The following is a 13,604-nucleotide window of genomic DNA, read 5'->3' as shown; positions in this document are numbered from 1 at the left end:
CGCAAAACTCCCGGAATGCCCGCTTGTGAGATGCGGGCCTTCGCGAGCTTAGCGCAGGGGAGGACCCGCCACCAACCGTCGGGTGGCGGGTCCGCCGGCGTCAGGCGACGTCGAACCGGTCGAGGTCCATCACCTTGGCCCAGGCCGCGACGAAGTCCTTCACGAACTTCGCCCTGGCGTCATCGGAGGCATAGACCTCGGCCAGCGCCCGCAGCTGCGAGTGCGAGCCGAAGATCAGGTCGACGCGCGTGCCCGTCCACTTGACCGCGCCGGACGTGCGGTCGCGCCCCTCGTAGAGGTTGTCGCCGGCCGGCCGCCATTCCGTGCCCATGTCGAGCAGGTTGACGAAGAAGTCGTTGCTGAGCGTGCCGGGCTTTGCCGTCAGCACGCCGTGCTTCGAGCCGCCGGCATTGGCGCCCAGCACGCGCAGGCCGCCGACCAGCACCGTCATTTCCGGCGCGGTGAGGGTGAGGAGCTGGGCCTTGTCGACCAGCCACTCCTCGGGCTTGAGGCGGCGGCTGCCGCCGTGCAGGTAGTTGCGGAAGCCGTCGGCGACGGGTTCCAGCGGCGCGAAGGAGGGGACGTCGGTCTGCTCCTGCGACGTGTCCATGCGGCCCGGGGTGAAGGGCACGGTGACGTCGTGCCCGGCGGCCTTGGCCGCCTTCTCGATCGCCGCGCCGCCCGCCAGCACGATCAGGTCGGCCAGCGAGACCTTCTTGCCGCCGCTCGCGCCGGCATTGAAATCCTTCTGGATGGCTTCCAGCGTCGACAGCACCTTGGCGAGCTCGGCCGGCTGGTTGACCGCCCAGTCCTTCTGCGGCGCCAGCCGGACGCGCGCGCCGTTGGCGCCGCCGCGCTTGTCGGAGCCGCGGAAGGTCGAGGCCGAGGCCCAGGCCGCCGACACGAGCTGCGCCACGGAGAGCCCGGAGGCGAGGATCTTCTCCTTGAGCGCCGCGATCTCGGCCGCGCCGATCACTGGATGGTCGAGGGCGGGGATCGGGTCCTGCCACGGCAGGTGCTCCTTGGGCACGAGCGGCCCGAGGTAGCGCACGATCGGTCCCATGTCGCGGTGCGTGAGCTTGTACCAGGCACGGGCGAAGGCGTCGGCGAACTGGTCGGGATGTTCGTGGAAGCGCCGCGAGATCTTCTCGTAGGCCGGATCGACGCGCAGCGACAGGTCGGTGGTCAGCATGGTCGGCACGTGCTTCTTCGCCGGATCGAAGGCATCGGGGATCGTCGCCTTGCCGTCCTTGGCCCGCCACTGGTGGGCGCCGGCCGGGCTCTTGGTCAGCTCCCATTCGTGGCCGAACAGGTTGTCGAAGAAGCCGTTGCCCCAGCGTGTCGGCGTCGCGGTCCAGGTGACCTCGAGCCCGCTGGTGATCGCGTCCTTGCCGCGGCCGGAGGCGTAGCTGCTCTTCCAGCCCAGCCCCTGCTCCTCGAGCGTGGCGCCCTCGGGCTCGGCGCCCACCAGGGCCGCGTCGCCGGCGCCATGGGTCTTGCCGAAGGAATGGCCGCCGGCGATCAGGGCGACGGTCTCCTCGTCGTCCATCGCCATGCGCGCGAAGGTTTCGCGGATGTCGCGCGCGGCGGCCAGCGGGTCGGGCTTGCCGTTGGGCCCCTCGGGATTGACGTAGATCAGGCCCATCTGCACGGCGCCCAGCGGATTCTCGAGATCGCGGTCGCCGCTGTAGCGCTCGTCGGCCAGCCACTTGCCCTCGGACCCCCAGTAGATGTCCTGGTCGGGCTCCCACACGTCCTTGCGTCCGCCGCCGAAGCCGAAGGTCTTGAAGCCCATCGATTCCAGGGCGACGTTGCCGGTCAGGATGATGAGGTCGGCCCACGAGATCTTCTGGCCGTACTTCTGCTTGATCGGCCACAGGAGCCGGCGCGCCTTGTCGAGGTTGGCGTTGTCGGGCCAGCTGTTCAGCGGCGCGAAGCGCTGCTGGCCCGAGCCGCCGCCGCCGCGGCCGTCACCGATGCGGTAGGTGCCGGCGCTGTGCCAGGCCATGCGGATGAACAGGCCGCCATAGTGGCCGAAGTCGGCCGGCCACCAGTCCTGCGAATCGGTCATCAGGGCGCGCAGGTCCTTGATCAGCGCGTCGAGGTCGAGGCTCTTGAAGGCCGCAGCATAGTCGAAGGCCTCGTCCAGCGGGTTGGACAGGGCCGAATGCTGGTGCAGGACCTGCAGGTCGAGCTGGTCGGGCCACCAGTCGGCGTTGCTGGGCCCCCGTGGGCCTCCCGAGAACGGGCACTTGCCGCCGTTCGCGCTGTCTCCATCCATGTCTTCCTCCTGGGCTGATGACTGGACTATGGGCTCTTCTTTAGAATCGTTCTAATGAAAAAACGTATGGCTTCCATGCCGAGAGTACAAAGCCGGAGGCGGGCAGGCGGTCAGTCCCGGCCGCCGTCGGAGAAGCGGGCGTCGCGCCAGGCCAGCGCCGCCTTCAGCCCCTGTTCCTTGCGCAGGCGCTGGAACTCGGCCTTCTCGGCGCTCGGCGTGCTGTTCAGGATGACGTCGATGTCGAGCGACGCGCGCAGCGCCTCGCGCATTCCCATGATCTCGTAGGTGCGGTTCATCGCCCGCTTGGTGAAGAACACCGACGGGCCGGCGGCCGCGGCGATGTCGAGCGCCATGCGCCGGCCGGCCGCCAGCAGCCCGTCACCCGGCACGACATGGTTCACGATGCCGATCGCGTGGGCGCGCTCGGCATCCATCTTGTCGTTGCCGGTCAGCAGCATCTCCTTGGCGTGCTTGGGCAGCACCGTCCAGGGCAGCAGCATGGCGACGATGCCGGTGCCGAAGCGCACTTCCGGCTCGCCGAAGCGCGTGCCCTCGGCGGCCAGCGTGATATCGCAGGCCAGCGCCACTTCGAAGGCCCCGGCCATGCAGAAGCCGTGGACCAGGGCGATCGTCGGCTTGGGACAGTCCCAGAAAGCCATGATGAAGTCGAACTGCCGCTCCATCTGCCGGCGCACGAGATCGACGGTCGACATGTCGCGGGCCGCCGCCGCCTTCATGTCGAACCCGGCCGAGAAGGCGCGGCCCTCGCCGCGCACCAGCACGGCGCGCACGCGCTCGTCCTCGGCGAACTCGCGCAGCGCCGCCACGCACTCGTCCATGGCCTCGTTGTCGAACGCGTTCAGCACCTGCGGCCGGTTGAAGACGAGCGAGCCGACGGGCCCGTCGATCTCGACCTTGATCGTGTTGCGGGTCACGTCTCGGTGCTCCTCCGGTCTCGGTTGGTTTCGTCCAAGTTGAAGTTACGGCATCCACCGCGAGATTGGGTAGGCTGGACCGATAGCCGGCGCGATTGGAACACGAGACTTCCCGGATGTGCGAGACGGTGAGGATGGAGGATCGCGCGATTGGCGGAAGTCTTCTTCCACAATTGCCCGATAGCGCCGTCGCACACTGGGGCAGATCGCCAGGGACTGGTTTTTGCCTTCCTTCGCTCCTATGTTACATGTAACCGCAAGCAGTGGAGTGAGCCATGGCGCTGGCAAGAGGCGCGAAGTCGACGCGCGTGAAGGTTCGCGAGCATCGCGAGCGACTGCGCGCGCAGGGCTTGCGGCCCATCCAGATCTGGGTGCCGGACGTGCGTGCGCCGTCCTTTCGGTCGGAGGCCCACCGGCAGTCTGTGGCCGTGGCAGCAAGTGCCCATGCGGCCGAGGATCAGGCGTTCATCGACGCGGTTTCTGACGGGGCATGAGGCGGGGAGAGATCTGGACCGTCTCGGGCGGGACGGACTATGCGGGCAAACCTCGCCCCGTCGTGATCCTGCAGGATGACAGCTTCGACGCGACCGACTCGATCACGATCTGCGCTCTCACGACCGATCCGACCGAAGCGCCCTTGTTCCGGCTGCCCGTGGAACCGAACGAGCGCAACGGCCTGCACTCGTCCTCCCGCCTGATGGTCGACAAGATCACCACCGTCCCGAAGTCCAAGATGGGCGCGCGGATCGGCCGGCTGGATGACGAGAACGTGGTTCGGCTCAATCGGGCGGTGATGGTGTTTCTCGGCCTGGCGGTGTCGCAGAGAGCGGCCGGAAAAGCGGAATGATGCGCGGCTAGCTCGTCCGGGTCGCCTCGAGGAGCGCGCGAGCGACGCATCGCGTCACGTACTTCTGGACAGCAGGAGACCGATACGTGGCGAGTTCCTTGATGGTGCTGCTGCTGACGAACTGGAACTCGGGCGGGGCGATGAAGAACACCGTATTGACCTCCGGTGCCATCTCGCAGTTGGTGCCGTGCATCTCGAACTCGTAGTTGAAGTCCTGAACGGCGCGCAGCCCGCGGACGTTGAAGCGAATGTCGTGCGCCCGACAGTAGTCCACGAGCAAGCCGGTGAACTGCCCGATGTGGAACGCGCTTCGGGGGCAACCGAACCACTCCATCTCCTGCAATGATTCTTCGATCAGGTTGAGCCGTTCGCCAATCGTGAAAAGGCCGCCGCTCTTCTTGGGGTTGACGCCGATCATGATGTGAAGCTCGTCGACGATGAGGCTTGCGCGTCGGATGACGTCGAAGTGCCCGCGAGTCGCCGGATCGAACGATCCGGCATAGATGCCCCGTTTCATCGATGGCCTCTCGTGCTGGCGGGGCCTCTCCCGAAGGGCCCTCATGCTGCCTGACTGTGCCATAGGCAAATGGTGAGACGCCAAGCGGACGTTGGTCCGGCGCCGGGTTCGTCATAGATGAGTGGGTCGCTGTAGCGCTGGCGGACAGGGCGGGATTCGAACCCGCGGTGGCTGTTACACCACGCACGCTTTCCAAGCGTGTGCCTTAAACCACTCGGCCACCTGTCCGGGAGCGTCCCCTCGCCGCAGGACGGGAGGGCTGGTCGGCCGCTCTTATAGCGCGGCCGCTGGGTGGGGCAACGGCATCTTCCCCTGCGCGGCCGCCTTCTGTAGGGTGCCCGCCGCCATTTGGGGGATCGAGGTGGTATTTCGGGGTCTGGGGTGGATTCTGCTGGTCATGTCGGTCGCGACCATCGTCCGCGACGTCCTGGCCTGGTGGTCCGAAGGCACGTTCCGGCTGATCAGCCTGGGGGCGCTGTGGTCGCATATCGACATGCGCTCGCTCAGCAGCACCCAGATGGCCGTCCAGAACCACGCCTCGCCTTCCCTGTGGGCCTGGCTGGTGCGCCCGATCCTGCTGCTCCCGGCCTTCCCGGCCTTCGCCGCGCTCGGCCTGGTCTTCCTCTGGCTGGGCGGTCGCCGCGGTCCGGCCCGGCCGGAGCAGAGCTTCCTCGGCGGCTCGCGCCCGCCGCGCCGCAAGCGCAGCCGCGGACTTTCCTGACCCGTCCCTGAAAGCTCAGCCCGTCCAGTCGGCGTTCCAGCCGCGCGTGTCGACATGGACGAAGCGGCCATAGAGGCCGATCCCGCCCTGGAACATGTTGTCGGCGCGCATCTGGCGCAGGATCGCCGCCCACTGCGAGGGGCTGCCGGTGGCGGCGTGGAAGTCGGCGGCGCAGAACCGCCCGTGCTGGCTGCCCTGCACGCCGCCGACCGCGGCATTGTGCGCCTCGTTGCGATAGACGCTGGTCAGCACCACCGCGCTGCCGATCCTGCTGCGCAGCGCGTCGAGCACGCGCGCCAGCGGCACGACGTTGGGCCATAGCGCTTCGGGCGGCAGGGAATTGTCGCCGCCGCCGCCCATCATCAGGAACTCGCTGGCCTTGAAATGCTGCAGCCCGGGCACCGCGGCCTTGAGGAACTGCTCGAAGCCGGCATTGCCCGGCAGCGCGGCATCGATGGTGGCGCGGCCCGCCGCGGCGGCGGCCTCGGCGGCGGCCACGACCTCCGGCGGCGCTGCCGGCTCGCCCTCGCTCATGCGGTCGAGGGTGAGGGCGACATGGCCGTCGAGATGCAGCCGCTTCAGCATGCTGGCGGCGCCGCACTGCTGCGAGCGCGCGTTGCGGTCGAACACGCCGTCGGCGACGTACTTGCCGCCGCGATAGATGCTCGAGAAGCTCCAGAGATAGGGCGAGGCGACCTGCTGCGGCCGGTAGCCGAAGCCGTTGTAGGCCTCCCAGCGGTAGAGCGCGCGCGGCAGCGACCAGTCCGCCTGGCCGTCGAGCTGATGGCCGCGCAGCGCATCGCGGGCGCTCGACTCCCAGTCGTTGGGCGGGTTCCAGACCGCCGGCCGGCCGGCCGGCACGCGGAAGGTCTTGGCCGACAGCGGGTCGCCGTTGTGCAGGTGGGTCTCGAAATTGAAGGACGATTCCAGCATGTGGATGCCGGCGATGAACCACCACGGGATGCCGAGCGGCCCGCCGACCGCCTCGTAGCGCGGCTTGAAGCGCAGGCAACGTTCGGCGTTCTGGCGGACCTGGCCTTCGGCGGTGGCGTCGGCGAACCGCGCGCCGACGAAGAAGCGCATGTACTCGTCCGAAAGCTCGTCGTAGCGCCGGCTGTCGAGCGGCACCGGCCCGTCGAGGCGCTGGCCGGTCTCGTTGACCGGCGTCAGCGGCGGCGGCGCGCCGTCCGGCGGCACGGGCAACGGCGGCAGCATCTGCTCGTCGGGATGCGAGGCCTCCGCCTCCTGCAGCGTCGTGTGCGTGGTGCGCATGCCCTGCTGGTCGTGCACGCGGCGCAGCAGCTCGCCGGCCCGGTGGAGCAGCGCGGGCAGCGCCGCCGCGGCGCCGGCATGCGGCACCCTGGCGCCCAGCCCGTCGACGGCGAGCTTGAGCTGGCTCACCAGGTCGACGAGCTTCATCGTGCTGGCCTGGAAGTCGCCGAGCGCCGCCTTGAGCTGCGCGTTGAGCTTGTCGCGCAGGATCCGGCTGGCCGCGTCGCGCGTCGCCTGCGGCGCGTCGAAATCCTCCATGATGCCGAACAGCGTCTCCTCCAGGGCATCCTGGAGGCGGACGGCTTCGCTCTCGATGTCGCTCATCTCGCTGTCTCCCTCAGGGCCGCGCCCCCTCGAGCTGGCGCACGGTGTTCAGGAGCACCTGCGCCTCGGCCCGCGCGTCGATCGCCTTGCGCAGGGCGGCCTGCACGGTCTGCGGGGTGAGCTTCACCGGCTGCTGCGCTTCGCTCGCCAGCGTGTCGAGCGTCGCCGACGTCTGGCGCAGCAGGAGCACGTAGGCCCCCAGCGCGGCGTGGAAGTTCTTGATGTCCTCGACGGCGGCGTTGGCCGCCGCGCGGTCGCGGGCCTCGAGGGCGGACAGCCGGTCGAGCTGCCGCTTCGCCTTGTAGAGCTCGTACATCGAGGGCGTGCTGTCCTCGAGGGCCCGCAGGACGGCCTGCAGCGTGTCCTTGTCGGCCGCGATGGACTGGCGGACGAGCTGGCCGGCGCGCGCCGCCTCCAGCCGGACGGCCAGCGCCTGGACCTGCGGCCCCAGCGCCGCGACCGCGACGCCGATCGGGGCGCCGACGCCGGTCAGGGTGACCAGCGTGCCGGCGATCGCCGCAGTGGCGGCGACCTGGGTCTGCAGCTCGGCCGCGCTCTTGCCCTCGGCGAGGTCGGCCAGGATCCGGGCATAGGCCGCGACGAGGTCGAGCGCCGTGCGCTGCACCGCGACCGGCGGCGGATCCGCCCGGCGCGGACCGACGGCCGCGATCTTGCCGAGGTCGAGGCAGCGCGGAATGCCGGACTGGGGATCGGGACCGCAATTGCCCGCGGCGGGCGCGCCGTCCTGGGCGGCGACGATGGGCGCGACCCGGTCGAGGATCACGCCGCCCGCGTCGCGTGTCTGCTTGGCGGTGTCGGCATAGAGCTGGACGGGCTCGACCGCGAGCGGCTGTGCGCAGCCCGCGGGCAGCAGCAGGCAGAAGAGGGCGAGTGCGGCGAGCCGCACGCGTTGCGTCGACGTCCTGCTGATCCCGCTCATGTCGCCCCGGCCGGTGTGTCCCCGATCGATCGCGGTCAAGGGGCCCTGTGTCCCGGGCCGGCTTGCCGACGGTCATGGAAGGATAATGTGCACGCCGAATGCGCGTCACAACTCAATTGCGCATATCAGTCCGTGACAGGCTGGTGGCCGCCGTGTGGCATTTGCCACTGCGCCCGCGGCGCTTCCGGCGGGTGCATCGCTGGGGGCGCGCCATTCTTTGGCGTCTCGTTGGAGCGCGGACCTGGAGGTCCGCGCTCCGAAGAGGACTGGCGCCCTAGCGGCTGTCCATCTTCAGCGCGGCGATGAAGGCCGACTGCGGAATCTCCACGTCGCCGACCTGGCGCATGCGCTTCTTGCCCTTCTTCTGCTTCTCGAGGAGCTTCTTCTTGCGGCTGATGTCGCCGCCGTAGCACTTGGCCAGCACGTCCTTGCGCAGCGCGCTGATCGTCTCGCGGGCGATCACGCGGCCGCCGATCGCGGCCTGGATGGCGATCTTGAAGAGCTGGCGCGGGATCAGGTCCTTCAGCCGCTCGCACAGCGCGCGGCCGCGATGCTCGGCCTGGTTCTTGTGCACGATGATGCTGAGCGCATCGACCGGCTCGCCGTTCACCAGGATGGTGAGTTTGACCAGCTCGCCCTCCTCGTAGCCCACCATCTCGTAGTCGAAGCTGGCATAGCCGCGCGTCACCGACTTCAGCCGGTCGTAGAAGTCGAACACGACCTCGTTCAGCGGCAGGCGGTAGACCGCCATGGCGCGCGCGCCGGCATAGGTGAGCTCGATCTGCTGGCCGCGTCTTTCCTGGCAGAGCGTCAGCACCGAGCCGAGATGCTCGTCGGGCGTCATGATCGTGGCCTTGATCCACGGCTCCTGCATGGTCTCGATGTGCACGGGATCGGGATAGTCGGCCGGATTGTGCAGCTCCATCTCCGTGCCGTCGGTCATGGTGAGCCGGTAGACGACCGAGGGTGCGGTGGTGACGAGGTCGAGGTTGAACTCGCGCTCCAGCCGCTCCTGCACGATCTCGAGATGCAGCAGGCCGAGGAAGCCGCAGCGGAACCCGAAGCCCAGCGCCGCGCTCGACTCGGGCTCGAAATGGAACGACGAATCATTCAGCCGGAGCTTGGCGAGCGACTCCCGAAGTTGCTCGAACTCGGCCGCGTCGGCCGGAAACAGGCCGCAGAACACCACCGGCACCGACGGCTTGAAGCCGGCCAGCATCTCGGGCGCGGGCTTGCGGTCGTCGGTGATCGTGTCGCCGACCTTGCAGTCGGCGATCGCCTTGATGCCGGCGATGATGAAGCCGACCTCGCCGGGGCCGAGCTCGGCCACGTCCTTGGGCTTGGGCGTGAACACGCCGACCTTGTCGAGGTCGTAGGAGGCGCCGACCGCCATCATGCGGATGCGCATGCCCTTCTTCAGCACGCCGTCCTTGACGCGGACCAGGGTGACGACGCCGAGATAGGGGTCGTACCAGCTGTCGACCAGCAGCGCCTTGAGCGGCGCGTTGCGGTCGCCGATCGGCGCCGGCAGGCGCTTGACCATCGCCTCCAGCAGGTCGTCGATGCCGAGGCCGGTCTTGGCCGAGACCTTGACCGCCTCCGACGTGTCGATGCCGATCACGTCCTCGATCTCCTGGCACACGCGGTCGGGCTCGGCCGAGGGCAGGTCGATCTTGTTCAGGACCGGGATGATCTCGTGGTTGGCGTCGATCGCGTGATAGGCGTTGGCCAGCGTCTGCGCCTCGACGCCCTGGCTGGCGTCGACCACCAGCAGCGAGCCCTCGCAGGCCGCCAGCGACCGGCTGACCTCGTAGGCGAAGTCGACATGGCCCGGCGTGTCCATCAGGTTCAGCGTGTAGGTCCGGCCGTCGAGCGCGGCGTATTCCAGCCGAACCGTCTGGGCCTTGATGGTGATGCCGCGCTCGCGCTCGATGTCCATCGAATCGAGCATCTGGTCATGGAACTCGCGCTCGGTCACCGCCCCGCAGCGCACCAGCAGCCGATCGGCCAGCGTGCTCTTGCCGTGGTCGATGTGAGCGATGATCGAGAAGTTCCGGATCAACGACAGGTCGGTCATGGGTGCCGAGACTACCAACTCCAGTGAACTGTCATCCTGAGCGGAGCGAAGGATCTCATGCCGGTTGCGAGCGGCGATGAGGTCCTTCGCTTACGCTCAGGACGACAGAAAGTCTAACCACGCAGTGTAGCACCGGTCGCCTTGGCGACCTGCGCGACGATCTTGTCGGACACCGCCTCGATCTCGGCGTCGGTGAGGGTGCGCTCGACGGGCTGCAGGGTGACGCTGATCGCCAGCGACTTCTTGCCCTCGGGCACGCCCTTGCCGGCGTAGACGTCGAACACGCGCGCGCCCGCCACCAGCGCCTTGTCGGCGTTGCGCGCGGCGCGCACCAGCTTCTCGGCCTCGACCCCGGCATCGACGATGAAGGCGAAGTCGCGCTCCAGCGGCTGGAACGGCGACAGGCTGAGCTTGGGCCGCGCCTTGGTCGCCTTGGCCTTGGGCAGCGGCGGCGCGTCGAGGAACACCTCGAAGGCCACGACCGGCCCCTTGAGGTCGGCGTCGGCCACGATCTCGGGATGCAGCTCGCCGAACTGCGCCATCACGCGGTCGCCGAGCTTCAGCACGCCGGAGCGGCCGGGATGGTACCAGTCCGGTGCGCCGGGCTGGGCCGAGAGATTGTCCATCGGCGCGCCGATGCCGGCCAGCACGGCGAGCGCATCGGCCTTGGCGTCGAAGGCGTCGACCGGCCGCGCCGGGCCGGCCCAGTTGCGCGGCGTCGCCTGGGCATGGCGCAGGCCGGCGGCGACGATCCGCTGGCCCTTGGGCGTCGCGTCCTTGTATTGCGGCCCGACCTCGAACAGGGCGGGGTCCGACAGGCCGCGCGCCTCGTTGCGCCGCGCCGCGTCGAGCAGGTTGGGCAGGATCGAGGGCCGCATCGTGTCGAGCTCGGCGGCGATCGAGTTCAGCAGCCGGAGATCGGCCTGGCCGCCGCCGAAGCGCTCGGCCTGCTTCAGCGGCAGGAACGACCAGGTGACGGCCTCGTTCATGCCGCGGGTCGCCAGCGCGCGGCGCGCCAGCGGCACGCGGCGCTGCATCGGGTCGCGCACCGGCTTCGACGTCGCCGACAGGCGCGGCAGCGAGGTCGTCGGGATCCGGTCGAAGCCCCAGACGCGCGTCACTTCCTCGACCAGGTCGGCCTCGCCCACGATGTCGGGCCGCCAGGACGGGACGGAGGCCGTCCACGGCCCGCTGCCCTCGACCGCGAAGCCGAGCTTCCCCAGGATCGCGGCGGTGTCGGCTGCCGGCACGTCGATCGCCGTCAGCGTCTTCACGCGATCGGTGCGCAGCGTGTAGCGGCGCTGCCACGCCGGCATGACGCCGCTGGACACCAGCTCGCTCGTCTCGCCGCCGCACAGGTCGAGGATCAGGCGCGTCGCCACCTCGGCGCCCCACCAGCAGGATTCGGGATCGATGCCGCGCTCGTTGCGATAGCGCGCGTCGGACAGGATGCCGAGCTTGCGGCCCGAGGCGGCGATGCCGATCGGCTGGAAGTAGGCCGCCTCGAGGAAGACCTCGGTCGTGTCGTCGCGCACGCCGGTATCCTCGCCGCCCATGATGCCGCCGATGCCGTGCACGCCCTTCGCATCGGCGATCACCGACACGGCCGGGTCGAGCGTGTAGGTCTTGCCGTCGAGCGCCAGGATCTGCTCGCCTTCGCGCGCCTGGCGCATCACCAGGTCGCCCGCGAGTTTCTTGGCGTCGAACACGTGCAGCGGCCGGTTGAGGTCGAAGGTCACGAGGTTGGTGATGTCGACCAGGATCGAGATCGGCCGCAGCCCGATCGCCTTCAGGCGGCGCTGCAGCCAGTCCGGCGAGGGACCGTTCTTCAGGCCGCGGAAGTGGCGGCCGACGACGATGGGGCAGGGGCTGTCGGGCGCGGGCGCGTAGCCGTGCGTCCACTTGACCGGGCTCTGGTAGCTGCCCGCGATCTTGTCGGCCCTGACCGGCTTCAGCGTGCCCAGCCCGGCGGCGGCGAGGTCGCGGGCGATGCCGTGCACGCCGAGGCAGTCGGCGCGGTTGGGCGTCACCTTGATCTCGATCACCGGGTCGTCGAGGCCGAGCGCCTCGGCCGCCGGCGCGCCGGTGCGCGCGTCCGCCGGCAGGTCGATGATGCCGCTATGGTCCTCGCCGAGCTGCAGCTCGCGGAAGGAGCACAGCATGCCGTTGCTGGCCTCGCCGCGGATCTTGCCCGCCTTCAGGTGCAGGTCGGTGCCGGGGATGTAGCTGCCCGGCGGCGCGAAGACGCCCTTCATGCCGGTGCGCGCGTTGGGCGCGCCGCACACGACCTGGACGATGCCCGCGCCGGTGTCGACGCGGCAGACGCGCAGGCGGTCGGCGTTGGGATGCTGCACGGCCTCGACGACGTAGCCGACGACAAAGCCCGCCAGCATCTCGGCCGGGTTGGCGATCCCCTCGACCTCGAGGCCGAGCATGGTCAGCGCGTCGCGGATCTCGGCCAGCGACGCGGTCGTGTCGAGATGCTCCCTGAGCCAGGAGAGGGTGAACTTCATCGGCCGAGCCCTCCCGTGAGCGAGGGCCATTCCAGCGCCGAGAAGCCGTAGTGGCGCAGCCAGCGCAAGTCGGCGTCGAAGAAGCTGCGCAGGTCGGGGATGCCGTACTTCAGCATGGCGATTCGGTCGATGCCCATGCCGAAGGCGAAGCCCTGGTAGACGGCGGGATCGAGCCCGCAGTTGGCGATCACGTTGGGATGGACCATGCCTGACCCCAGGATCTCCAGCCACGAATCGCCGGCGCCGATGCGCAGCTCGCCGTCCTTCCACGAGCAGCCGATATCGACCTCGGCCGACGGCTCGGTGAACGGGAAGTAGGACGGGCGGAAGCGCAGCGGCAGGTCGTCGACCTCGAAGAAGGCGCGGCAGAAATCGACCAGGCAGCCCTTGAGATGGCCCATGTGGGTCGTGCGGTCGATCACCAGCCCCTCGACCTGGTGGAACATCGGCGTGTGGGTGGCATCGTTGTCGATGCGGAAGGTGCGGCCGGGCACGATGATGCGCAGCGAGCCGCCGCCGGCCAGCATCTGCTGCACGCCCTTGTCGAGCATGGTGCGCGCCTGCACCGGCGAGGTGTGGGTGCGCAGCACCATCGGCGTGCCGTCGGCACGCGGCGGCAGATAGAAGGTGTCCTGCATCTGCCGCGCCGGATGGTCGGGCGGGATGTTGAGCGCCGAGAAGTTGTGCCAGTCGTCCTCGATGTCGGGACCCTCGGCCCAGGTGAAGCCCATCTCGCCGAAAATGGCGGCGAGCTCGTCCATGACCTGGCCGATCGGATGCAGCGTGCCCTGACCCTCGGGACGGGCCGGCAGGCTGACATCGATCTTCTCGCCGGCCAGCCGCGCGGCCAGCGCCGAGGCGCTGAGCGCGCTCTTGCGCGTCTCCAGCGCCGCCTCGATCTCGCCCTTGAGCTGGTTGACCTGGGCGCCGAACTCGCGCCGCTGGTCGGGCGACAGGCCGCCCAGCGTCTTCATCAGGCCGGTGACGCTGCCCTTCTTGCCGAGCGCCGCCACCCGGGCCGCGTCGAGCTGGGCGAGATCGGCCGCCCGCTCGACGGCACCGAGCGCTTCGCTGCGAATGGTCGAAAGATCACTCATCCCTCGGGTCTCCCGAATCCGACACGAAAAAAGGGAGCCTGTGGTCCAGGCTCCCTCTTTGCGATCTCTGCCTGCGGCGC

Annotated in this window: 11 protein-coding genes and 1 tRNA gene; 3 read left to right on the top strand and 9 right to left on the bottom strand. The window is 69.3% G+C overall.

The window, feature by feature from the left end; translation table 11 throughout:
* Positions 1 to 100: 100 nt before the first annotated feature.
* Both katG and ACO073_RS00885 read right to left on the bottom strand, forming a co-directional pair.
* Positions 101 to 2,281 carry a catalase/peroxidase HPI gene (katG, locus tag ACO073_RS00890; RefSeq protein ID WP_421994313.1) on the bottom strand — a complete coding sequence of 727 codons (2,181 nt, stop codon included), beginning with the start codon at positions 2,279 to 2,281 and terminating at the stop codon, positions 101 to 103.
* A gap of 110 nt (positions 2,282 to 2,391) precedes the next feature.
* Complete coding sequence (locus ACO073_RS00885; RefSeq protein WP_421994311.1) at positions 2,392 to 3,216, bottom strand: enoyl-CoA hydratase/isomerase family protein; 825 nt, start codon at positions 3,214 to 3,216, stop codon at positions 2,392 to 2,394.
* A gap of 275 nt (positions 3,217 to 3,491) precedes the next feature.
* Between ACO073_RS00885 and ACO073_RS00880 the strand changes: the two genes are divergently transcribed.
* Positions 3,492 to 3,710 (top strand): antitoxin MazE family protein, encoded by a 219-nt coding sequence (locus ACO073_RS00880; RefSeq protein WP_421994309.1) that lies wholly within the window; start codon positions 3,492 to 3,494, stop codon positions 3,708 to 3,710.
* Positions 3,707 to 4,063, top strand: coding sequence for a type II toxin-antitoxin system PemK/MazF family toxin (locus tag ACO073_RS00875; RefSeq protein WP_421994307.1), 357 nt, complete (start codon positions 3,707 to 3,709; stop codon positions 4,061 to 4,063). The genes ACO073_RS00880 and ACO073_RS00875 overlap by 4 nt, the downstream gene beginning before the upstream one ends.
* Before the next feature lie 7 nt (positions 4,064 to 4,070).
* Here ACO073_RS00875 and coaD read toward each other — a convergent pair whose 3' ends face one another.
* Entirely contained in the window at positions 4,071 to 4,580 is a 510-nt protein-coding gene (gene coaD / locus ACO073_RS00870) for a pantetheine-phosphate adenylyltransferase (protein WP_421994305.1), read from the bottom strand.
* 138 nt (positions 4,581 to 4,718) lie between these two features.
* Positions 4,719 to 4,808, bottom strand: a tRNA-Ser gene (locus tag ACO073_RS00865).
* 169 nt (positions 4,809 to 4,977) lie between these two features.
* Between ACO073_RS00865 and ACO073_RS00860 the strand changes: the two genes are divergently transcribed.
* Complete coding sequence (locus tag ACO073_RS00860; RefSeq protein WP_421994303.1) at positions 4,978 to 5,301, top strand: hypothetical protein; 324 nt, start codon at positions 4,978 to 4,980, stop codon at positions 5,299 to 5,301.
* Positions 5,302 to 5,316: 15 nt separating this feature from the next.
* Here the strand turns inward: ACO073_RS00860 and ACO073_RS00855 are convergent, their stop codons facing one another.
* The 5 genes from ACO073_RS00855 to pheS all read right to left on the bottom strand — a co-directional run bounded on the left by ACO073_RS00855 (position 5,317) and on the right by pheS (position 13,524).
* Positions 5,317 to 6,897, bottom strand: coding sequence for a D-Ala-D-Ala carboxypeptidase family metallohydrolase (locus tag ACO073_RS00855; RefSeq protein ID WP_421994301.1), 1,581 nt, complete (start codon positions 6,895 to 6,897; stop codon positions 5,317 to 5,319).
* Between the two features lie 13 nt (positions 6,898 to 6,910).
* Entirely contained in the window at positions 6,911 to 7,876 is a 966-nt protein-coding gene (locus tag ACO073_RS00850) for a hypothetical protein (protein ID WP_421994299.1), read from the bottom strand.
* 235 nt (positions 7,877 to 8,111) lie between these two features.
* Positions 8,112 to 9,914, bottom strand: a complete 1,803-nt coding sequence (lepA, locus tag ACO073_RS00845; RefSeq protein ID WP_421994297.1) for a translation elongation factor 4 — start codon at positions 9,912 to 9,914, stop codon at positions 8,112 to 8,114.
* Between the two features lie 113 nt (positions 9,915 to 10,027).
* Positions 10,028 to 12,427: a phenylalanine--tRNA ligase subunit beta gene (gene pheT, locus ACO073_RS00840; RefSeq protein ID WP_421994295.1), complete on the bottom strand. Its 2,400-nt coding sequence runs from the start codon at positions 12,425 to 12,427 to the stop codon at positions 10,028 to 10,030.
* On the bottom strand, positions 12,424 to 13,524 hold the full coding sequence (pheS, locus tag ACO073_RS00835; RefSeq protein ID WP_421994293.1) for a phenylalanine--tRNA ligase subunit alpha: 1,101 nt from the start codon (positions 13,522 to 13,524) through the stop codon (positions 12,424 to 12,426). Before pheS ends, pheT begins: the two co-directional genes overlap by 4 nt.
* Positions 13,525 to 13,604 lie beyond the last annotated feature (80 nt).

This window comes from Reyranella sp., from assembly GCF_965229815.1.
GTDB lineage: Bacteria > Pseudomonadota > Alphaproteobacteria > Reyranellales > Reyranellaceae > Reyranella.
Note: the sequence above shows the minus strand (reverse complement) of the source record. Positions and strands in the feature narration are given on the sequence as shown.

Bases quoted from the DNA above. Each gene is read 5' to 3' on its own strand.
- coaD (WP_421994305.1), bottom strand. From the start codon at position 4,580: ATGAAACGGGGCATCTATGCCGGATCGTTCGATCCGGCGACTCGCGGG.
- pheS (WP_421994293.1), bottom strand. From the start codon at position 13,524: ATGAGTGATCTTTCGACCATTCGCAGCGAAGCGCTCGGTGCCGTCGAG.
- lepA (WP_421994297.1), bottom strand. From the start codon at position 9,914: ATGACCGACCTGTCGTTGATCCGGAACTTCTCGATCATCGCTCACATC.
- ACO073_RS00875 (WP_421994307.1), top strand. From the start codon at position 3,707: ATGAGGCGGGGAGAGATCTGGACCGTCTCGGGCGGGACGGACTATGCG.
- ACO073_RS00855 (WP_421994301.1), bottom strand. From the start codon at position 6,897: ATGAGCGACATCGAGAGCGAAGCCGTCCGCCTCCAGGATGCCCTGGAG.
- pheT (WP_421994295.1), bottom strand. From the start codon at position 12,427: ATGAAGTTCACCCTCTCCTGGCTCAGGGAGCATCTCGACACGACCGCG.
- ACO073_RS00880 (WP_421994309.1), top strand. From the start codon at position 3,492: ATGGCGCTGGCAAGAGGCGCGAAGTCGACGCGCGTGAAGGTTCGCGAG.
- katG (WP_421994313.1), bottom strand. From the start codon at position 2,281: ATGGATGGAGACAGCGCGAACGGCGGCAAGTGCCCGTTCTCGGGAGGC.
- ACO073_RS00860 (WP_421994303.1), top strand. From the start codon at position 4,978: ATGTCGGTCGCGACCATCGTCCGCGACGTCCTGGCCTGGTGGTCCGAA.